The sequence below is a fragment of the Pseudomonas putida genome (assembly GCF_050989985.1).
Classification (GTDB): domain Bacteria; phylum Pseudomonadota; class Gammaproteobacteria; order Pseudomonadales; family Pseudomonadaceae; genus Aquipseudomonas; species Aquipseudomonas putida_AI.
In genome coordinates this window covers 4,717,335-4,737,259 of record NZ_CP158815.1, presented here as the reverse complement: position 1 = coordinate 4,737,259, position 19,925 = coordinate 4,717,335, and the positions used below count along the sequence as shown (strand labels likewise).

The following is a 19,925-nucleotide window of genomic DNA, read 5'->3' as shown; positions in this document are numbered from 1 at the left end:
CTCTCGCGAGCAGGCTCGCTCCCACAGGGCTCGGTGATTTTCTTGTGGGAGCGAACCTGCTCGCGAAGGCGATATGACCGGCGCCGCAGATCCTGTCGAATTGCCTGCATGCCAACCACCCGGTAAAGTGCCGCTCCCCCCGTTTCGCCAGAGGTAGAACCATGACCCAGTCCTTTGATATTGCCGTGATCGGCGCCACCGGTACTGTTGGCGAAACGCTGGTACAGATCCTCGAAGAGCGCGACTTCCCGGTCGGCAACCTGCATCTGCTGGCCAGCAGCGAATCCGCTGGCAGTTCGGTGCTGTTTCGCGGCAAGAACGTGCGGGTGCGGGAAGTCGATGAGTTCGACTTCAGCAAGGTGCAGCTGGTGTTTTTTGCTGCAGGCCCGGCGGTGACCCTGAGTTTCGCCTCGCGTGCCACGGCGGCCGGTTGCTCGGTGATCGACCTGTCGGGTGCCTTGGCGGCTGATCAGGCACCGCAGGTGGTGCCGGAAGCCAATGCCCAGGTGCTGGCCGGCCTGAAAAAGCCGTTCCTGCTCAGCAGTCCCAGTCCGTCGGCGACCATCCTGGCGGTGGTCCTCGCACCGTTGATGGGTTTGCTCGACCTGCAGCGCATCAACCTGACGGCGAGCCTGGCGGTGTCGACCCAGGGCCGTGAAGCCGTAACCGAGTTGGCACGCCAGACCGCTGAACTGCTCAATATGCGTCCGCTGGAGCCGAAGTTCTTCGATCGGCAGATGGCTTTCAACCTGCTGGCCGAAGTCGGCAAGCCGGACGAGCAGGGCCACACGCTGCTGGAAAAACGTCTGGTGCGTGAATTGCGTCAGGTCATGGCGCTGCCTTCATTGAAGATTTCTGTCACTTGCATTCAAGCCCCGGTGTTTTTTGGCGATAGCTTTAGCGTGACCCTGCAATCGGCAAGCGCGATCGATCTGGCCAAAGTCAACGCCGCATTGGACGATGCCCCGGGTGTCGAGCTGGTGGAAGCCGGCGATTACCCGACGCCGGTTGGCGATGCGGTAGGGCAGGATGTGGTCTACGTTGGTCGGGTGCGCCATGGTATCGACGACTTGTCGGAACTAAACCTGTGGCTGACGTCAGATAACGTACGCAAGGGCGCCGCGCTCAATGCTGTGCAGCTGGCCGAATTGTTGATAAAAGACGGTCTGTAAAAGATACTTGGCAACAATTTTTCGAATGGTTCCGGGCGAGTGACATGCTTGCCGGGAATGCTGAAGGCAAGCCACCCTGTGGGGCTTTCCGGGGCATGCAGCAAACGATCGCGCGCGACGAACCTTCGCCGCCGCGCGCAATGCCTTACGGCAGCGGCAATCAATATCTTCTCGCTGGCCGAGGAATGTTCAAACTAAGGATGAGCTATGGTTCAAGTTCGCAAACTGGTGTTAGCAATAGCGGCCGCCTCGGCGCTGTCCTCCGGTATGGCGCATGCCCTCGGGCTCGGGGAACTGACCCTGAAATCGGCGCAGAACCAGCCGCTGGTGGCGGAGATCGAATTGCTCGACGTCAAGGAACTCACCGCTGCCGAAGTGGTGCCGAGCCTGGCCTCGCCTGAAGATTTCGCCAAGGCTGGTGTCGACCGCCAGGCGTTTCTCAATGACCTGACGTTCACCCCGGTGCTGAACCCCGGCGGCAAAAGCATCCTGCGTGTGACTTCCAGCAAACCACTCTCCGAACCGATGGTGAAATTCCTGGTTCAGGTGATGTGGCCCAACGGTCGTCTGCTGCGCGATTACAGCGTGCTGCTCGACCCGTCCAAGTTCTCTCCGCAAACCGCTGAGGCGGCTGCGCAACCGGCACCGCAGACCGGCACCACGCCTGTCACTGGCGCGACCAAACCGTCCCAGTACACCACCACGCCGCGCGATACCCTGTGGGAAATCGCCGCGAAGGCGCGTAATGGCGGGTCGATCCAGCAAACCATGCTGGCCATCCAGGCGCTGAACCCGGATGCCTTCATCGATGGCAACATCAACCGCTTGAAAACCGGTCAGGTCCTGCGCCTGCCCGATCAGGCGCAAAGCACCAGCCTGCCGCAACCCAAGGCGATTGCCGAGGTGGCTGCGCAGAACACGGCGTGGCGTCAGGGCCGTCGTTATGTCGCCAAGCCGGGTACGGGGCAGCAGCAACTCGATGCCACCAACCGTGGCCGCGGTGAAGCGCCGTCGACGCAGGTCGGGCGGGATAATCTGAGCCTGGTTTCTGCCCAGTCCGGCGCCCGTGGCAAGGGGCCGGCAGGCGAAGCCAAGGCGTTGAGCAACAAGCTGGCGGTCACCCAGGAAAGCCTCGACACGACCCGTCGTGACAACGAGGAACTGAAAAGCCGCATGGCCGATCTGCAAAGCCAGCTGGACAAGCTGCAACGCCTGATCGAACTGAAAAACAATCAATTGGCCAAGTTGCAGGCCGAAGGTGCCTCAGGTGCGCCGGCAGCCAACGCGGCCGCGACAGCTCCGGCGATCACCGCTGAACTGGCCTCTGCTCCTGCGCCGACGCCAGCGCCTGCCGAACCTGCGCCGGCTGCAGCGGCTCCCGAGGTTGTGCCGGCTCCGGCCGGGCAGCCGGTCGAGCCGGCACTGGCAGCTTCCGATGAGCAGTCATTCAACGAATTGCTGACCAACCCATGGCTGTTGGGTCTGGCCGGTGGCGGCGCCGTTGTGGCGCTGCTGTTGTTGCTGTTGCTGGCCCGTCGTCGTAAGGCTCAGCAGGAAGCCGAGAAACATCTGCGAATGGCCCGTGCCCTGGCCGAAGAACAAGCATTCTCCGCAGACCTGGATCTGCCGGAAAGCAGCTTCGAAGGTCTGGAAGTGCCACCACCAAGCGTGAAGCTCGCCACCGCACCTGCGCCTGCGCCCACTCCCGCGCCTGCTCCAGCACCGGTGATTACCCCGGTAGTGGTGACGCCGCCGATCGCCGCACCGTTGGTGGCGCCGGCCGCCGAGCGTTCCAGTGATGTATTGGGCCAGGCTCAGTCGCACATCGATGCCGGTCGTCTGAATCAGGCCGCCGCGTTGCTGGAAGAGGGCGTCAAGCTGGAGCCGCAGCGCAGCGATGTGCGTCTGAAACTGATGGAGGTTTACGGTCAGCAGGGCGATCGCGACGCATTCGTGACGCAGGAGCGTCAGTTGGTGGCCAATGGCGATAATTTTGCGCAGGTCGAAAAACTCAAGAGCCGTTTCCCGGCCATGGCGCTGGTCGCCGCCGGTGGCATCGCCGCTGCCGCCGCTGCTGCCGAACTGGACGCGCAATACGTCAAGGACCTGCTGCTGGACGAGCCGCAAGCGCCGGCACCGGTCGATGACGATTTCGATAGCGCTTTCGATTTGAGCCTGGATGACCTGGACAACATTGCTCCAGCCGCTGCTGCTCCAGAAGTCGTTGCTCCGCAAACCGTTGCAGAAGTGCCGGCTCCAGAGCTGGAAGAGACGACCCTGGACGAGCTGGAAGATTTCCCGCTGGATGACGATTTGAGCTTTGGTTCGGTCCTGCAGCAGCAGACTGAGATCAGGGAAAACCTCGACGACCTGTCGGAATTCGACCTGGACATGGATCTCGGTGCCGAGCCTTCGCCGGCCATCCTGGCCGAGGACGATTTCCTGCTGAGCCTGGATGACGACGTCAAGGACCCGCACGTTGCCGACGCGCCAGCGGTTCCGGAAGTCGCCCTGGACGATCTGGATCTGCCGGCGGATTTCGACCTGTCCCTGGCAGACGAAATGGAAGCGCCAGCCGAGCCGGATGCGTTTGCCGCCGAGCTGGACGACGTTAACGCCGAGCTGGATCGCCTGTCCCAGAGCATCAGCGAGCCCACATTCACCGTAGACGACGCCCTGGCAACCGTGGATGACGAGCCGGAATTCGATTTCCTGTCCGGCACCGACGAAGTCGCCACCAAGCTCGATCTGGCCCAGGCCTACATCGACATGGGTGACAACGATGGCGCACGGGACATCCTCAATGAAGTGGTGAGCGAGGGTGACGACGGTCAGAAGAGCGAAGCCAGGGAGATGCTTTCGCGTCTGGCATGATCGAAACAGGTAAAAGCAAAACGGCAGCCCGATGAGGCTGCCGTTTTTGTTTTTGGCGATGATGCGATGGTGTCTGTCGGGACGCTATCGCGAGCAGGCTCGCTCCCACAGTGATCGGGGCTGTCCAGGGCATTTGTGTTCGACGCCACATCCCTTGTGGGAGCGAGCCTGCTTGCGAATGGGGCATCGCATTCAGCGCTGCGTCGACTGTTGTACTGGCATCCCCATCAGGCGGCCTTATAATGCCCGCCTTTGCGTACATCAGCAGGTTGTCACTCCTTGGCAAATATAGATAACCCGGAAGCCGAAATGGCGGCCGAGGGCTTTTTCCGGATCGCGTTGGGCGTTGAATACAAAGGCTCGCGTTATCGCGGCTGGCAGCGCCAGGCTTCCGGCGTGCTCACTGTGCAGGAAACCCTTGAAAACGCCTTGTCCAAAGTCGCCGATTCGCCGGTTTCGCTGCTTTGCGCCGGGCGTACCGATGCCGGCGTGCATGCCTGCGGGCAGGTTGTGCACTTCGATACCCGGGTCGAGCGGTCGATGAAAGCCTGGGTGATGGGCGCCAACATCAACCTGCCACACGATGTCAGCGTCAGTTGGGCCAAAGTCATGCCGGCGCATTTTCATGCGCGGTTCAAGGCCATCGCCCGTCGCTACCGCTACGTGATCTACAACGATCAGATCCGTCCGGCGCACCTGAACGAAGAAATCACCTGGAACCACCGCCCGCTGGACGTCGAACGCATGGCCGAAGCGGCGCAGTACCTGGTAGGCACCCATGATTTCAGTGCCTTTCGCGCCGGTCAGTGCCAGGCCAAGTCACCGATCAAGGAACTCCATCACCTGCGCGTCACGCGCCACGGCAAGATGATCGTGCTGGATATCCGTGCCAGTGCCTTCCTGCACCATATGGTGCGCAACATTGCCGGCGTGCTCATGACCATCGGCGCCGGCGAGCGTCCGGTGGAATGGATGAAGGGGGTGCTGGACAGCCGCATCCGCCGTTCTGGCGGGGTGACGGCGCATCCGTTCGGCCTGTATCTGGTGCAGGTCGAGTACCGCGATGAGTTCGAGTTGCCTGAGCGTTTTATCGGGCCGCACTTCCTCACCGGTTTCTCCGAACTTGACGGCTGACGCCCTCCGGCGCTTTTGTTACCATCCGGGACTTTCTCGGATTTGCCGTGGGGTTTTATCGACATGTCAGCCGTTCGCAGCAAAATTTGCGGGATTACCCGCATAGAGGATGCGTTGGCAGCCGTCGAGGCCGGGGCAGACGCCATCGGCTTCGTGTTCTACGCCAAGAGCCCGCGGGCCGTGACGTTCCAGCAGGCACGGACGATCATCAAGGCGCTGCCGCCGTTCGTCACCACCGTGGGTTTGTTCGTCAACGCCAGTCGTTGCGAACTGGGGGAAATTCTCGACGCCGTACCGCTGGACCTGTTGCAGTTCCACGGCGATGAAAGTGCCGAAGACTGCGAAGGCTGGCACCGTCCGTACATCAAGGCGTTGCGGGTCAAGGCAGGTGATGACATCGCCGCGGCTTGCGAGGCTTATCCGAGTGCCAGCGGCATCCTGCTTGACGCGTATGTCGAGGGGGTTCCCGGTGGAACCGGCGAAGCGTTCGACTGGTCTCTGATACCGCAGGGCCTGAGCAAGCCGATCATTCTGGCCGGCGGCCTGACTCCGCAGAACGTCGCCGAGGCCGTAGCGCGCGTGCGGCCTTACGCAGTGGATGTCAGTGGCGGGGTAGAGGCGAGCAAAGGCATCAAGGATCCCGAAAAGATTCGGGCATTCATCAAAGCGGTACGTGGTTGATGTGACGGCTGGCAGTCTGCCGCCGTCCATAACAGCACTTGCACAAAGCAGGCATGGCTGAGAGTTTTTTGGGTTGTACGCAGGTCACGTTCCCTGATCCGGCAATCCATCGATCATCGCCGCATACATGAATTTAGCTAAGGGCATACGCGGGGCTGCGAACCAGAGCGTTCGGGCCGCCGGTACTGGAGAAAGAAAGCATGAGCAACTGGTTAGTAGACAAACTGATCCCTTCGATCATGCGTTCCGAGGTCAAGAAGAGCTCGGTGCCTGAAGGTCTTTGGCACAAATGCCCGTCCTGCGAGGCTGTGCTGTATCGTCCGGAGCTGGAAAAGACCCTGGACGTTTGCCCCAAGTGCAATCACCACATGCGTATCGGCGCTCGCGCCCGTATCGACATTTTCCTCGACGCCGAAGGCCGTACCGAGCTGGGCGCGGACCTGGAGCCGGTTGACCGTCTGAAGTTCCGTGACGGCAAGAAGTACAAGGATCGCCTGACCGCTGCGCAGAAGCAGACCGGTGAAAAAGACGCGCTGGTCTCCATGAGCGGTACCCTGCTGGGCATGCCGGTCGTGGTTTCGGCCTTCGAATTCTCCTTCATGGGCGGCTCCATGGGCGCCATCGTCGGCGAGCGTTTCGTACGCGCTGCCAACTATGCGCTGGAAAAACGCTGCCCGATGGTCTGCTTCTCCGCCTCCGGTGGTGCGCGGATGCAGGAAGCGTTGATTTCCCTCATGCAAATGGCCAAGACCTCGGCGGTCCTGGCGCGTCTGCGTGAGGAAGGCCTTCCGTTCATTTCCGTGCTGACCGACCCGGTCTACGGCGGTGTTTCCGCCAGTCTGGCGATGCTGGGCGACGTGATCGTCGGCGAGCCCAAGGCGCTGATCGGCTTTGCTGGTCCACGCGTTATCGAGCAGACCGTGCGCGAAAAACTGCCGGAAGGCTTCCAGCGAAGCGAATTCTTGCTGGAGCACGGTGCCATCGACATGATCATTGATCGTCAGGAGCTGCGTCCGCGTCTGGGCAACCTGCTGGCGCAAATGATGGGCTTGCCGACGCCGAAATTCGTCGCCGCGCCAATCGAAAAAGTCGTCGTTCCTCCGGTGCCTGCCAACCTATGACCCAACGTACCCTTGGCGAGTGGCTCGCCTACCTAGAGCAGTTGCACCCTTCGGCCATCGACATGGGCCTTGAGCGCTCGCAACAGGTAGCGTCCCGCATGGGACTGGGCAAGCCGGCGCCTCGGGTGATCACGGTCACCGGCACCAACGGCAAGGGCTCCACCTGTGCGTTCGTGGCGTCCTTGCTGCGTGCACAGGGCCTGAAAGTCGGTGTCTACAACTCTCCGCACCTGCTGCGTTATAACGAGCGGGTGCAAGTCAATGGCGTCGAAGCCACTGACGCCGAGCTGTGCCAGGCCTTCGCTGCCGTAGAGGCAGGGCGTGGCGACACTTCCCTGACCTATTTCGAAATGGGCACCCTGGCGGCGTTCTGGCTGTTTCAACAGTCCGGGCTCGATGCCGTGGTGCTGGAAGTCGGTCTGGGCGGGCGCCTGGACACCGTCAACGTGGTGGACGCCGACATGGCGCTGGTCACCAGCATTGGCGTCGATCATGCGGATTATCTGGGCGATACCCGTGAATCCGTGGCTTTCGAGAAAGCCGGCATCTTCCGCCAGGGCGCACCGGCGCTCTGTGGCGACCTGAATCCTCCACAACCCCTGCTGGATAAGGCGCGCGAACTCAATTGCCCGTTTTTCCTGCGTGGGCGCGATTTCGACCTCGGCATCACCGATCACAACTGGCAATGGCGCGGTGTTGACGCCCAGGGCGGTGTGGTCGAGCTGCGCGATCTGCCTTTGCTCGATTTGCCGATGGAAAACGCGGCGCTGGCGCTCCAGGCTTATCTGCTGCTCGGGTTGCCTTGGGTCGATGCGCAGATCATCCAGGCCTTGCAGGCGACGCGAGTGGTCGGTCGTCTCGATCGCCGGCAGTTCGACTGGCAGGGCAAACGCTTGAGTCTGTTGCTCGACGTGGGTCATAACCCCCATGCGGCGGAGTATCTGGCCCGGCGTCTGGCCAGCCGTCCACCGGCGGGCAAACGCCTTGCGGTGTTCGGATTGCTGGCGGACAAGGATCTGGATGGTGTTATTGAACAATTGAGTGCTAGTGTCGAGCACTGGGCCGTTGCCCCGCTGGATTCACCTCGGGCGCGACCGGTGGTCGAGTTGCACGAGGCGCTGCATCGGCGCGGGGCTTCGGTTACGTCCTATGACAGCGTCGCCGCCGCCCTGGAAGGGCAGTGCGCGCTGGCAACGAGCGATGACGAAATTCTGTTGTTCGGATCATTTTATTGTGTCGCCGAGGCCCTGGATTGGCTGACTCGGCGCTCCACGGAGGAAGCGGCAAATGGCATTGCTGGATAAAGCCTACAAACAGCGCATGGTCGGCGCCCTGGTTCTGGTCGCGCTGGCCGTGATTTTCCTGCCGATGCTGTTTTCCCGTCAGGATGAGCAGCGCCAGGTAACGGTTGAAGCCCCGGCTGCGCCGCAAGCACCTGCCATGCCGCAAGTGCAGGTCCAGCCCGTGGTGGTGCCCGAGCCGCAAGCCTTGCCTCAGGAGCCGGTGCCGAGCGATGAAGATATCGCTCAGGATGTTCCGGCGGCGCCGGCCACACCTGCTGTGCCCACGACTCCAGTCCCGACACCGGCTCCAGCCGCCAAACCGGTTGCACCCGCTCCAGCGCCGGTCCCGGCATTGGCTGCCAAGCCTGCGACAGCACCAGCCCAGCCAATCACGGCAGCGCCAGGCAAGCCGGACACCACGCAAAGCCGGGTAGACGCCAACGGCCTGTCGGTCAGCTGGTCGGTGCAACTGGCAAGCCTGTCCAATCGTGAAAGCGCAGAAAAGCTGCAGAAAACCTTGCGCAGCCAGGGTTACAACGCCTACATCCGCTCTGCCGACGGCAAGAACCGGGTGTTCGTGGGGCCGCTGATCGAGCGTGCCGAGGCTGATCGTCTGCGTGATCTGTTGAACCGCCAGCAGAACCTCAAGGGGTTTGTCGTGCGCTTTCAGCCAGAACGCGGCTAAATCTATCGACCCGATTTGAAATGCACTGACAATCGCAGCTTACCGATCAGCATGGGCTCTGCTAAAATGCGCCGCCTTATCCGTCTGTAGGCTGCACTGTGCCATTTACCTGGGTTGACTGGGCGATCGTTGCAATCGTCGCCATCTCCGCATTGATCAGTCTGAGCCGCGGCTTCGTCAAGGAAGCGCTCTCGCTCGTGACCTGGATCATCGCAGGAGTCGTTGCCTGGATGTTCGGTGGCTCATTGTCCGAGTACCTCGGCGCGTATATTCAAACACCTTCGGCTCGCGTGATCGCGGGCTGTGCCATCATGTTTGTCGCCACCCTGGTGGTAGGCGCAATGATCAATTATCTGATCGGCGAGTTGGTACGCGTCACCGGACTTTCCGGGACCGATCGATTCCTCGGCATGGCCTTCGGCGCCGCGCGTGGCGGGTTGCTGGTGGTCGTGGCGGTCGGGCTGTTGAGCCTGGGGCCGGTACAGCACGACGAGTGGTGGCTACAGTCCCAGCTCGTGCCAAAATTTCTATTGGTCGCGGACTGGTCCAAAAACCTGATTCTCGGGTGGAGCAGTCAGTGGCTTGCCAGCGGAATCAGCGTACCCGTTGATATTCCGTTCAAGGAGCAACTCTTGCCGACGGCCAAAACGCCTCAGTGAGTGTTGCTCAGTTCAGATCCATTAAGTAGGGGTTGCGTCGCATGTGTGGCATCGTCGGTATCGTCGGTAAGTCGAACGTCAATCAGGCGCTGTATGACGCGCTAACCGTCCTCCAGCACCGCGGCCAGGACGCTGCCGGTATCGTGACCAGCCATGATGGCCGGTTATTCCTGCGCAAGGACAATGGCCTGGTACGTGACGTGTTCCAACAGCGTCACATGCAGCGTCTGGTCGGCCACATGGGCATCGGCCATGTGCGCTACCCGACTGCGGGCAGCTCGACTTCGGCCGAAGCTCAACCGTTTTACGTCAACTCGCCTTACGGCATCACCCTGGCGCACAACGGTAACCTGACCAACGTTGAACAACTGGCCAAGGAGATTTACGAATCCGACCTGCGCCACGTCAACACCAGTTCAGACTCGGAAGTGCTGCTCAACGTGTTTGCACACGAACTGGCCCAGCGCGGCAAGTTGCAGCCGACCGAAGAGGACGTGTTCGCCGCCGTGACCGACGTGCACAACCGTTGCGTCGGTGGTTATGCCGTTGTAGCGATGATCACCGGTTACGGCATCGTCGGTTTCCGTGATCCGCACGGCATCCGCCCGATCGTGTTCGGCCAGCGTCACACCGACGAAGGCGTCGAGTACATGATCGCCTCCGAAAGCGTCTCCCTGGACGTGCTCGGTTTCACCCTGATTCGCGACCTGGCACCGGGCGAAGCGGTCTACATCACTGAAGACGGCAAGCTGCACACCCGTCAGTGCGCAACCAACCCGTCCCTGACCCCGTGCATCTTCGAACACGTCTACCTGGCGCGTCCGGACTCGATCATCGACGGAGTGTCGGTATACAAGGCTCGCCTGCGCATGGGTGAGAAACTCGCCGAGAAGATCCAGCGCGAGCGTCCAGATCACGATATCGACGTGGTCATCCCTATCCCGGACACCAGCCGCACCGCGGCGCTGGAGCTGGCAAACCACCTGGGCGTGAAATTCCGCGAAGGTTTCGTGAAGAACCGCTACATCGGCCGTACCTTCATCATGCCGGGCCAGGCTGCACGGAAAAAATCCGTACGCCAGAAGCTCAACGCGATCGAACTGGAATTCCGCGGCAAGAACGTAATGCTGGTGGACGACTCCATCGTTCGCGGTACCACTTGCAAGCAGATCATCCAGATGGCGCGGGAAGCGGGCGCGAAGAACGTTTACTTCTGCTCCGCAGCGCCTGCCGTACGTTTCCCGAACGTCTACGGCATCGACATGCCGAGCGCCCACGAACTGATCGCGCACAACCGTTCGACCCAGGACGTGGCCGACCTGATCGGCGCCGACTGGCTGATCTATCAGGACCTGCCTGACTTGATCGAAGCGGTCGGTGGCGGCAAGATCAAAATCGAGAAGTTCGATTGCGCGGTGTTCGACGGCCAATACGTGACCGGCGACGTCGACGAGGCTTACCTGAACAAGATCGAGCAGGCACGCAACGATGCCTCCAAGGTCAAGACGCAGGCAGTCAGCGCGATCATCGACCTGTACAACAACTGAGTAACTACCGGCCCTGAGGGGCCGGTTTTGTATCTGGCTTTTCATTTACGAGAATTGGGAAAGGAGTCACAGCATGAGTCAGGATTGGGATGCCGGTCGGTTGGACAGCGACCTCGAAGGCGTAGCGTTCGATACCCTGGCCGTTCGCGCCGGTCAGCACCGTACCCCGGAAGGCGAACACGGTGACCCGATGTTCTTCACCTCCAGCTATGTATTCCGCACCGCTGGCGACGCGGCCGCGCGTTTTGCCGGCGAAGTGCCGGGCAACGTCTACTCGCGCTACACCAACCCGACCGTGCGAGCGTTCGAAGAGCGCATCGCTGCGCTGGAAAGCGCCGAGCAAGCGGTGGCCACGGCAACCGGCATGGCCGCGATCATGGCCGTGGTGATGAGCCTGTGCAGCGCCGGCGACCACGTATTGGTCTCGCGTAGCGTGTTCGGCTCGACCATCAGCCTGTTCGAGAAGTACTTCAAGCGTTTTGGCGTCGAAGTCGATTACGTGGCCCTGGCGGACTTGTCCGGTTGGGACGCGGCGATCAAGGCCAATACCAAGCTGCTTTTCGTCGAGTCGCCGTCCAACCCGCTGGCAGAGCTGGTGGATATCGCCGAACTGGCGAAAATCGCTCACACCAAAGGCGCGATGCTGGTGGTCGACAACTGCTTCTGCACCCCGGCGCTGCAACAACCGCTGAAACTGGGTGCGGACATCGTCGTGCACTCGGCGACCAAGTTCATCGACGGCCAGGGTCGTTGCATGGGCGGTGTGGTAGCCGGTCGCAGCGAGCAAATGAAGGAAGTGGTCGGTTTCCTGCGTACCGCCGGGCCGACCCTGAGCCCGTTCAATGCCTGGATCTTCCTCAAGGGCCTGGAAACCCTGAACCTGCGGATGAAGGCCCATTGCGCCAACGCCCAGCAACTGGCTGAGTGGCTGGAGCAGCAGGACGGCATCGAAAAGGTCCACTACGCCGGTCTCAAGAGCCATCCGCAGCACGAATTGGCCCTGCGTCAGCAGAAAGGTTTCGGTGCGGTCGTGAGTTTCGAGGTCAAGGGCGGTAAAGAGGGCGCCTGGCGCTTCATCGATGCCACCCGCCTGATTTCTATCACTGCCAACCTGGGCGATAGCAAAACCACCATCACCCACCCGAGCACCACCTCCCACGGCCGTCTTGCGCCACAAGAGCGTGAGGCCGCGGGCATTCGTGACAGCTTGATCCGTATCGCGGTCGGCCTGGAAGACGTGGCGGATCTGCAAGCCGACCTGGCGCGCGGGCTGGCGGCCTTGTGATCGAACTGTCTGCGTCGGCTGGCTCCAATGGTCGCGTAGCGCTGGTCACCGGCGCTGCGCGAGGTATCGGTCTGGGTATCGCCGCATGGCTGATCAGCGAAGGCTGGCAGGTCGTGTTGACGGATCTGGATCGGGCGCGCGGTTCGAAAGTGGCCAAGGTGCTGGGCGAAAATGCCTGGTTCATTGCCATGGATGTCGCGAACGAAGGGCAGGTGGCATTGGGTGTTGCCGAGGTGCTGGGGCAATTCGGGCGCCTCGATGCATTGGTATGCAATGCGGCTGTGGCAGACCCGCACAACATCACGCTGGAAAGCCTCGATCTGGACTACTGGAACCGGGTGCTGGCGGTCAATCTCAGTGGGCCAATGCTATTGGCCAAGCACTGTGCGCCGTACCTGCGTGCCCATAGCGGGGCGATCGTCAATCTGGCCTCGACCCGCGCCAGGCAGTCGGAACCCGACACCGAGGCGTATGCGGCGAGCAAGGGCGGCCTGCTTGCCCTGACCCACGCGCTGGCTATCAGCCTGGGGCCGGAGATTCGCGTCAATGCCGTCAGCCCTGGCTGGATCGATACCCGCGACCCTTCCGTGCGACGTGCCGAACCGCTGACCGATGCCGACCACGCCCAGCATCCGGCGGGCAGGGTAGGGACGGTCGAGGACGTGGCGTCGATGGTGGCCTGGCTGCTGTCGAAGAATGCCGGGTTCGTCACGGGCCAGGAGTTCGTGGTGGACGGTGGCATGACCAAGAAAATGATTTATAGCGAATGACAGGGCAGGGGCGTGGTCTCCTGCACTGACCCTGGCCGGAATGACATGTTTTTGTCTTTTTTAGAAAAACTTCAATCCTGCTATTGACTTAGGTTCGCTACCTGCGTAAATTTCGCGGCCTCGGAGATGCAAACGGGTGATTAGCTCAGCTGGGAGAGCGTCTGCCTTACAAGCAGAATGTCGGCGGTTCGATCCCGTCATCACCCACCACTCCCGAGAGTCTTGCGAAAGCAAGATGGAAGCTGAAAAGCCTCCACCGACGCGCAGCGGTAGTTCAGTCGGTTAGAATACCGGCCTGTCACGCCGGGGGTCGCGGGTTCGAGTCCCGTCCGCTGCGCCATATTTTACAAATCGGATTCGTCCGGTTTGCGATTGAAAGTACCGAAGCTTTCAATCAAACGAGTTACCTGGACGCAAGTCCACAGCGATACGCAGCGGTAGTTCAGTCGGTTAGAATACCGGCCTGTCACGCCGGGGGTCGCGGGTTCGAGTCCCGTCCGCTGCGCCATATCTGCCTCAAGGACCACTGAACGCCTTGAAGCACGAAGAAAGCCATCAGCGCTTGCTTCGAATCGATAGCAAAGACCCTGGTCGAAAGACCGGGGTTTTTTGTTTCTGGTATTTGGTTTTTTCTCCTCTTGCTCCTTTTCCCGATACTCGATTTCTGTAGGAGCGAGCTTGCTCGCGAAAAACGTTGTGATACCGCGCTCAATCAGTCTGAGCGCGTTGTCGTTGACGTCTATCGCGAGCGGGCTCGCTCCTACAGGAAGGGCTGCCTCAACCCTGTAAATACACCGCATGGGTATGGGTGTACTCATACAACCCATGCTTGCCGTCCGCTCCACCAATACCGGATTTGCGCACGCCGGCATGGAAGCCCTGCATGGCTTCGAAGTTCTCGCGGTTGACGTAGGTTTCACCAAAATCCAGCTCGCGCATCGCGTGCAGGGTTTTGCTCAGGTCGCGGGTGTAGATCGATGAGGTCAGGCCGTATTCGCAGTCGTTGGCCAGGGCGATGGCTTCGTCCAGGTCGTCGATGATCTGGATTGGCAGCACCGGGCCGAAAATTTCTTCGCGCATGATATGCATGTCGGCGCGGCAGCCGGCCAATACCGTGGGCTGGAAGTGGAAGCCGTTCGGCAGGTCGGCGATCTGCCCGCCACTGACCAGGCTCGCACCCTGGCTCAACGCCGTACGTACCTTGTTATTGACGCTGTCCAGGCCCTGGCGGTTGATCAGCGGCCCCATCTCTACGTCCGGCTGAGCGATTGGATCGCCATAGCGCGTTGCGCTCATTGCCGCCGCGATGCGTTCGATGAATTGATCCGCCACCTTGCGCTCGACGTACACCCGCTCGGCGCAGTTGCACACCTGGCCACTGTTGATGATTCGCGAGTCGCGGATCGCCTTCACCGCCAGCTCCAGGTCGGCATCCGCCAGCACAATGGCCGGCGCCTTGCCGCCCAGTTCCAGATTGAGCTTGGTGATATTCGGCGCAGCGGCGGCCATGATTCGCGAGCCGGTATCGACGCTGCCGGTAAAGCTGATCATGTCCACGCCTTTATGCGCGCTCAACGCCGCGCCAACCCGGCCATCACCGCACACCACGTTGAACACGCCGGGCGGCAGATCGGTTTCCGCCACCAGTCGGGCGAATTCAAAGCAGTTGTTCGGGGTTTCTTCGCTGGGCTTGATGACGATGGTGTTGCCGGTCAGCAAAGCCGGGGCCATCTTGCGGGCGATCAGGAAGAACGGAAAGTTCCACGGCAGGATCCCGGCGACCACGCCCAGGGGTTTGCGGAACAGGAAGATGTTTTCGTTCTGGCGGTCGCTGGTGATGATTTCGCCTTCGATGCGGCGGGCCCATTCGGCCATGTAGTCGAGGTAGTCGGCGGTGAAATTGACTTCGACCTCGGCCAGGCCGCTGATCTTGCCTTGTTCCAGGGTGATGGTGCGCGCCAGATGCGGCACGTTTTCGCGCAATTTGGCCGCAATCCGGCGCAAGTAACCGGCGCGCTCATTGGCCGGTTTGCGCGACCAGTCCTTTTGCGCGGCACGTGCGGCGGCGAGGGCGCGGTCGACGTCCTCGGCGGTCGAGGCCGGGACTTTCGACAGCACCGCGCCGGTGGCGGGGTTGATCACATCGAGGTGGGCAGCGCTGGCCACAAACTGGCCGTTGATGAAGTTATCAAAGACAGGCACGGACGACATGGGACGACTCCTTGGCAGTTCAGTAAGTGCGTGACGGTGCTTGCGTGTGAGCGGGTTCGCGATAGCGCGCCAAGGCGGTCATGGCGCTTTGGCGCAACAGGCTGATGTCGATGGCGACAGCAATGAACTGACAACCCCAGCTCTGGTAGCGGCGCGCGTCTTCTTCATTCGGTGCGAGGATGCCGCAGGCCTTGCCGGCCGCCAGCGTGGCCTCCACCGCGTGACGGATACGCTCCTGAACTTCCGGGTGGCCGGGATTGCCGGCATGGCCGAGGCCGATGGACAGGTCCGCCGGGCCGATAAACACCGCATCCACGCCTTCCACGGCGGCAATGGCCTCGACGTTTTCCACACCCAGGCGCGATTCCACCTGGACGATCAGGCACAGCTGTTCATGGGCGGTATTGAGGTAATCGGGCACGCCGTCCCAGCGCGTGGCACGGGTCAGGCCGCCACCGACGCCGCGAATGCCGTGGGGTGGATAACGCATGGCGCGCACCAGCGCCCGGGCCTGTTCGGCGGTTTCGACCATGGGGATCATCAGGGTCTGCGCACCGATATCCAGCAGTTGCTTGATCAGGTTGGCATCGCCCGTCACAGCGCGCACCACGGGCGCGGTGGAGTAGGGCGCGACCGCCTGCAATTGCGCGAGCACGCCGGGCACGGTGTTGGGCGCATGTTCACCGTCGATCAGCATCCAGTCGTAACCGGTGGTGGCGACGATCTCGGCGGCGTAACCGGTGGCGAAACCGGCCCAGATGCCGTATTGGGTCGCGGGTTGTTTCAGCGCGGCCTTGAAAGCGTTGTGCGGCATGTTCATCACGGGGCTCCTGTCTCAGCGGCTGTACGGCCGATGCAGTTGGCATTCGGGGTTGAGCGTCACGCCAAAACCGGGCTGATCGAGTGCCGACAGGCGCATGCGTCCGTTTACCGGCACGGGTTCGCCGAGCAATTGCGGGTGGAACATCGGCACCACTTCGTCAGCCTTGGGCGCCATCATCAGGAACTCGGCGAACGGGCTGTTGTGGCGGGTGGCGACGAAGTGATAGCTGTAGACCGACGAGCCGTGAGGGATGACCAGGGCGTTGTGGGCATCGGCCAGCGCCGAGATCTTCACCAGCTCGGTCAGGCCGCCGCACCAGCCGACGTCTGGCTGAATGATGTCGCAGCAGCCCATTTCCAGGAGCATGCGGAAGCCCCAGCGGGTCGCTTCGTGTTCGCCGGTGGTCACCAGCATGCCTTTGGGTACGTTGTTGCGCAGGGCGGCGTAGCCCCAGTAGTCGTCTGGCGGCAACGCCTCCTCGATCCATTTCAAGCCATGTTCATGGGCGCCGACCGCCAGTTTGGTCGCGTAATTGAGGTCCAGGCTCATCCAGCAGTCGAGCATCAGCCAGAAGTCAGGGCCAACGCGTTCGCGCATGGTCGCCAGTTCTTCAAGGTTCTTGCGCAGGCCTTCCTCGCCTTCGGCCGGACCGTGGTGCAAGGGCATCTTGCCGCCGATGAAACCCATTTTCTGCGCCAGGTCCGGACGGGCGCCGGTGGCATAGAACTGCAACTCATCGCGCACCGCGCCGCCAAGCAGCTGGTGCACCGGCTCCTGGCGGATCTTGCCGAGCAAGTCCCACAGCGCCAGGTCAACGCCGGAGAGGGTGTTGATCACGATGCCCTTGCGCCCGTAATACAGGGTCGACTGGTACATCTGATCCCAGATCTTTTCGATGTCGGTGACTTTGGCGCCTTCGAGGAAGCGTGCCAGGTGTTTCTCGACGATGTAGGCAGCGGGTTCGCCACCGGTGGTCACGGCAAAGCCTACGGTGCCGTCACTGGCCTCGATTTCCACCACCAGGGTGCCGAGCACGTTGATGCCGAAGGTGCGGCGGCTCTGGCGGTACTCGGGGTATTTGCTCATTGGCGTGGCGATGTGATCGTCGATCCAGTGGCCGTCCGCCTGATCGTGGTAATCCGCGCCGCCGCCTCGCAGGGTGAAGGCGCGGACGTGTTTGATGGTTGGAATGCCCATGGTGTGACTCCTCAGGTTAAACGGTGGCCGGTTTGTTCGAGGCTTTATGGCCGGGCGAACGTACGCCCAGCACCAGCAACGCGGCGATGACGGTGGTAGCGGACAGCAGGTAGAGACCGGCTGCCGGAGAATGGAAGGCGCCTTCGGCCCAGTTTTTCAGCACCGGGGCGATGAAGCCGCCGAGGGCGCCGAACGAGTTGATCAGGGCGATGCCGGCCGCCGCGGCACTGCCGGCGAGGTAGCTGGAAGGGAAGGTCCAGAACACCGGTTGCACAGCGATGAAACCGGAAGCAGCGAAGCACAGGGCGACGATGCCCAGGAACGGGCTGCTGAAGGTCACCGAGCACGCAATGCCGGCGGCGGCCATCAGCAAGGTCAGGCTCGCGGTGCGTCGACGTTCGCCGGTGCGGTCGCTGTAACCGGGAATCAGGTAGGCCGCCAGCAGTGCGCAAATCCACGGGATCGCGGTGACCAGTCCGACCATCAGCCCGACCTTGGTGCCCAGCAAGCCGCCCACCTGGGTCGGCAGGTAGAACACCACGCCGTAGACGCTGGCCTGGATCAGCAGATAGATCAGGCACAGGTACAGCACCGAAGGCTGGCACAACACGTTGAGCAGGCTGCGGCCGTGGTTCTGTTTGTGGCTGTCTTCCTGATCGAGCAGGGATTGGATCTGCTGGCGTTCCGTGGCTGTCAGCCACTTGGCATCGGCCGGGCGATTGTCCAGGTAGAAGTAAGCCCAGATGCCGACCACCGAAGCCATCAAACCTTCCACCGCAAACAGCCATTGCCAGCCGTGGAAGCCGGCGAAACCGTCCAGCTCCAGCAGCAGTCCGGACAGCGGGCTGCCGAAGATGAACGCCAGTGGCGCACCAAAGTAGAAGAAGCCCATGGCCTTGCCGCGCACGGCGCTGGGGAACCAGTAGGTGAGGTAAAGGATCACGCCGGGGAAGAAGCCGGCTTCGGCCACGCCCAGCAGGAATCGCAGGACGTAGAAAGTGGTCTCGTTGTGGGCAAAGACCATGGCCGCGGAGACCAGGCCCCAGGTGACCATGATCCGGCACATCCACAGGCGGGCGCCGACGCGGTGCAGGATCAGATTGCTCGGCACTTCGAGCAGTGCGTAACCGACGAAGAACACCCCGGCGCCGAAGGCGAAGGCGGCGTCGCTGATGTGGGTGTCGGCTTGGAAGGCTTGCTTGGCGAACCCGACGTTGGCGCGGTCGAGGAAGGCCATGATGTACATCAACAGGAGAAACGGGAGCAGCCGCCAGGAAATTTTGGCGAGCAGAGGCGCGGGTAGAGTCTTCATCGCAGTTTTCCTTTGGTAGGGCATTTGTTCTTATGGGAATGACTGTACGGCCGCTGATCGATGCGTTACAAATCGAATCTAGCTCACAACTGATACCTTAAAGTTATCGATAGAAAGGCCCGACATGACTACGCCGATTCTCTCCCGCAGCCTGTTCAACCGCCTGCGCTACAAGCATCTGCACATGCTGGTGGCGCTGAGCACCAGCCAGAACCTGCACCGCGCTTCGCAAAACCTGAACATGTCGCAACCGGCGGCCACCCGCATGCTCCATGAAATTGAAGACATGTTTGGCTGTGACCTGTTCGAACGTTTGCCCCGGGGCATGCGGCCGACGGCGCTGGGACAAGAGTTGATTCGTTTTGCCGAATCGGCCTTGAGCGGCCTCGACCGCTGTGCCGAGGACCTGATGGCGCGACAACAGGGCGGTTATGGCTATCTTTCCATCGGGACCATCATGGGTGCGGCGCCGGACTTGGTGATGGATTCGATCGCCGAAATCAAGGCGCTTAATCCCCAGTTACGGATTCGCATCATGGGCGACACCAGCGACCAGGTGATCCAGTTGCTGGAGCAGGGCCGCATTGACCTGGCCATCGCCCGGCGCAATGCCGCCACCGACAGCCAGCACTACGAGTTCGAGCAATTGGGCAATGAACGCTTGCTGGTGGTGGTGCACGCCGGCCACCCCTTGGCCCGGCGCGACAAGCTTGAACTGGCGGAACTGGTCAGTGCCTGGCCCTGGATCCTGCAGCCGGAAACCAGCCCGGCGCGGATCGGTCTGGATCAGGCCTTGCAGCGTCAGGCGTTGCCGCTTCCAGCGGACATCATCGAGTGCAGTTCGGTGTATTCGATGCAGCAACTGATTCAACTGACCGACGCGATCATGGTGCTGTCGGAAACCGCCCTGCGCGACTACCTGAAAATGGGCCTGGTAGTGGCGTTGCCGGTGGAACTGGATGTGCAACTGGCGCCGTTCGGGTTGCTGTTGCGCAAGGGTGAGCACATCAGTCGGGAACTGGGGCTGTTCATCGATTTGCTGCGCAGTAAAGCTGTAAAATTTTGATTCTTTGGTCAGTTTTTTTGTTTCTGGTGTTTGCCGCAAGCGCGTAAGCCTATAAACTTAACCCTTCAGTCAGCTTTACGCTGTCATTCCAGCCCTTCGCAACGT

Annotated in this window: 16 protein-coding genes and 3 tRNA genes; 15 read left to right on the top strand and 4 right to left on the bottom strand. The window is 61.5% G+C overall.

Translation table 11 applies throughout. The features are described 5' to 3' along the window. Window positions 1-161: 161 nt before the first annotated feature. The 14 genes from ABTV29_RS21725 to ABTV29_RS21660 all read left to right on the top strand — a co-directional run bounded on the left by ABTV29_RS21725 (window position 162) and on the right by ABTV29_RS21660 (window position 13,719). Window positions 162-1,172, top strand: a complete 1,011-nt coding sequence (locus ABTV29_RS21725; protein ID WP_433766720.1) for an aspartate-semialdehyde dehydrogenase — start codon at window positions 162-164, stop codon at window positions 1,170-1,172. A gap of 207 nt (window positions 1,173-1,379) precedes the next feature. Beyond that, entirely contained in the window at window positions 1,380-4,046 is a 2,667-nt protein-coding gene (locus ABTV29_RS21720; protein WP_433766719.1) for a FimV/HubP family polar landmark protein, read from the top strand. 309 nt (window positions 4,047-4,355) lie between these two features. Next, window positions 4,356-5,180, top strand: a complete 825-nt coding sequence (gene truA / locus ABTV29_RS21715) for a tRNA pseudouridine(38-40) synthase TruA (RefSeq protein ID WP_433771970.1) — start codon at window positions 4,356-4,358, stop codon at window positions 5,178-5,180. Window positions 5,181-5,243: 63 nt separating this feature from the next. Beyond that, window positions 5,244-5,861: a phosphoribosylanthranilate isomerase gene (locus ABTV29_RS21710; protein WP_433766718.1), complete on the top strand. Its 618-nt coding sequence runs from the start codon at window positions 5,244-5,246 to the stop codon at window positions 5,859-5,861. A 200-nt stretch (window positions 5,862-6,061) separates the two neighbouring features. Further along, entirely contained in the window at window positions 6,062-6,982 is a 921-nt protein-coding gene (accD, locus tag ABTV29_RS21705) for an acetyl-CoA carboxylase, carboxyltransferase subunit beta (RefSeq protein WP_433766717.1), read from the top strand. Continuing rightward, a complete protein-coding gene (gene folC / locus ABTV29_RS21700) occupies window positions 6,979-8,286 on the top strand; it encodes a bifunctional tetrahydrofolate synthase/dihydrofolate synthase (RefSeq protein WP_433766716.1) in 1,308 nt (435 codons plus the stop codon). The genes accD and folC overlap by 4 nt, the downstream gene beginning before the upstream one ends. Beyond that, on the top strand, window positions 8,270-8,950 hold the full coding sequence (locus tag ABTV29_RS21695) for an SPOR domain-containing protein (protein WP_433766715.1): 681 nt from the start codon (window positions 8,270-8,272) through the stop codon (window positions 8,948-8,950). The genes folC and ABTV29_RS21695 overlap by 17 nt, the downstream gene beginning before the upstream one ends. Before the next feature lie 98 nt (window positions 8,951-9,048). After that, entirely contained in the window at window positions 9,049-9,609 is a 561-nt protein-coding gene (locus ABTV29_RS21690; RefSeq protein ID WP_433766714.1) for a CvpA family protein, read from the top strand. A gap of 41 nt (window positions 9,610-9,650) precedes the next feature. Beyond that, window positions 9,651-11,156 (top strand): amidophosphoribosyltransferase, encoded by a 1,506-nt coding sequence (purF, locus tag ABTV29_RS21685; protein WP_110967338.1) that lies wholly within the window; start codon window positions 9,651-9,653, stop codon window positions 11,154-11,156. A gap of 73 nt (window positions 11,157-11,229) precedes the next feature. Then, a complete protein-coding gene (locus ABTV29_RS21680; RefSeq protein ID WP_433766713.1) occupies window positions 11,230-12,441 on the top strand; it encodes an O-succinylhomoserine sulfhydrylase in 1,212 nt (403 codons plus the stop codon). Next, complete coding sequence (locus tag ABTV29_RS21675) at window positions 12,438-13,211, top strand: SDR family oxidoreductase (RefSeq protein ID WP_110967340.1); 774 nt, start codon at window positions 12,438-12,440, stop codon at window positions 13,209-13,211. Before ABTV29_RS21680 ends, ABTV29_RS21675 begins: the two co-directional genes overlap by 4 nt. A 134-nt stretch (window positions 13,212-13,345) precedes the next feature. Beyond that, a tRNA-Val gene (locus tag ABTV29_RS21670) sits at window positions 13,346-13,421 on the top strand. A 53-nt stretch (window positions 13,422-13,474) separates the two neighbouring features. After that, window positions 13,475-13,551, top strand: a tRNA-Asp gene (locus tag ABTV29_RS21665). Between the two features lie 91 nt (window positions 13,552-13,642). Beyond that, a tRNA-Asp gene (locus ABTV29_RS21660) sits at window positions 13,643-13,719 on the top strand. A 269-nt stretch (window positions 13,720-13,988) separates the two neighbouring features. Here the strand turns inward: ABTV29_RS21660 and aldA are convergent. The 4 genes from aldA to ABTV29_RS21640 are packed head-to-tail and all read right to left on the bottom strand — an operon-like array spanning window position 13,989 to window position 18,754. Continuing rightward, on the bottom strand, window positions 13,989-15,422 hold the full coding sequence (gene aldA, locus ABTV29_RS21655) for an aldehyde dehydrogenase (protein WP_433766712.1): 1,434 nt from the start codon (window positions 15,420-15,422) through the stop codon (window positions 13,989-13,991). Between the two features lie 19 nt (window positions 15,423-15,441). Then, window positions 15,442-16,242 carry an aldolase/citrate lyase family protein gene (locus ABTV29_RS21650; RefSeq protein ID WP_433766711.1) on the bottom strand — a complete coding sequence of 267 codons (801 nt, stop codon included), beginning with the start codon at window positions 16,240-16,242 and terminating at the stop codon, window positions 15,442-15,444. A gap of 15 nt (window positions 16,243-16,257) precedes the next feature. Further along, complete coding sequence (rhmD, locus tag ABTV29_RS21645) at window positions 16,258-17,442, bottom strand: L-rhamnonate dehydratase (RefSeq protein WP_433766710.1); 1,185 nt, start codon at window positions 17,440-17,442, stop codon at window positions 16,258-16,260. A 16-nt stretch (window positions 17,443-17,458) separates the two neighbouring features. Beyond that, window positions 17,459-18,754, bottom strand: a complete 1,296-nt coding sequence (locus ABTV29_RS21640) for an MFS transporter (protein ID WP_433766709.1) — start codon at window positions 18,752-18,754, stop codon at window positions 17,459-17,461. A gap of 124 nt (window positions 18,755-18,878) precedes the next feature. Here ABTV29_RS21640 and ABTV29_RS21635 point away from each other — a divergent pair, with 124 nt between their 5' ends. After that, entirely contained in the window at window positions 18,879-19,820 is a 942-nt protein-coding gene (locus ABTV29_RS21635) for a LysR family transcriptional regulator (protein ID WP_433766708.1), read from the top strand. Window positions 19,821-19,925: the final 105 nt, after the last annotated feature.

Coding starts and splice junctions, on each gene's coding strand:
- ABTV29_RS21725 (WP_433766720.1), top strand. CDS start 162: ATGACCCAGTCCTTTGATATTGCCGTGATCGGCGCCACCGGTACTGTT.
- ABTV29_RS21720 (WP_433766719.1), top strand. CDS start 1,380: ATGGTTCAAGTTCGCAAACTGGTGTTAGCAATAGCGGCCGCCTCGGCG.
- truA (WP_433771970.1), top strand. CDS start 4,356: ATGGCGGCCGAGGGCTTTTTCCGGATCGCGTTGGGCGTTGAATACAAA.
- ABTV29_RS21710 (WP_433766718.1), top strand. CDS start 5,244: ATGTCAGCCGTTCGCAGCAAAATTTGCGGGATTACCCGCATAGAGGAT.
- accD (WP_433766717.1), top strand. CDS start 6,062: ATGAGCAACTGGTTAGTAGACAAACTGATCCCTTCGATCATGCGTTCC.
- folC (WP_433766716.1), top strand. CDS start 6,979: ATGACCCAACGTACCCTTGGCGAGTGGCTCGCCTACCTAGAGCAGTTG.
- ABTV29_RS21695 (WP_433766715.1), top strand. CDS start 8,270: ATGGCATTGCTGGATAAAGCCTACAAACAGCGCATGGTCGGCGCCCTG.
- purF (WP_110967338.1), top strand. CDS start 9,651: ATGTGTGGCATCGTCGGTATCGTCGGTAAGTCGAACGTCAATCAGGCG.
- ABTV29_RS21680 (WP_433766713.1), top strand. CDS start 11,230: ATGAGTCAGGATTGGGATGCCGGTCGGTTGGACAGCGACCTCGAAGGC.
- aldA (WP_433766712.1), bottom strand. CDS start 15,422: ATGTCGTCCGTGCCTGTCTTTGATAACTTCATCAACGGCCAGTTTGTG.
- ABTV29_RS21650 (WP_433766711.1), bottom strand. CDS start 16,242: ATGAACATGCCGCACAACGCTTTCAAGGCCGCGCTGAAACAACCCGCG.
- rhmD (WP_433766710.1), bottom strand. CDS start 17,442: ATGGGCATTCCAACCATCAAACACGTCCGCGCCTTCACCCTGCGAGGC.
- ABTV29_RS21640 (WP_433766709.1), bottom strand. CDS start 18,754: ATGAAGACTCTACCCGCGCCTCTGCTCGCCAAAATTTCCTGGCGGCTG.
- ABTV29_RS21635 (WP_433766708.1), top strand. CDS start 18,879: ATGACTACGCCGATTCTCTCCCGCAGCCTGTTCAACCGCCTGCGCTAC.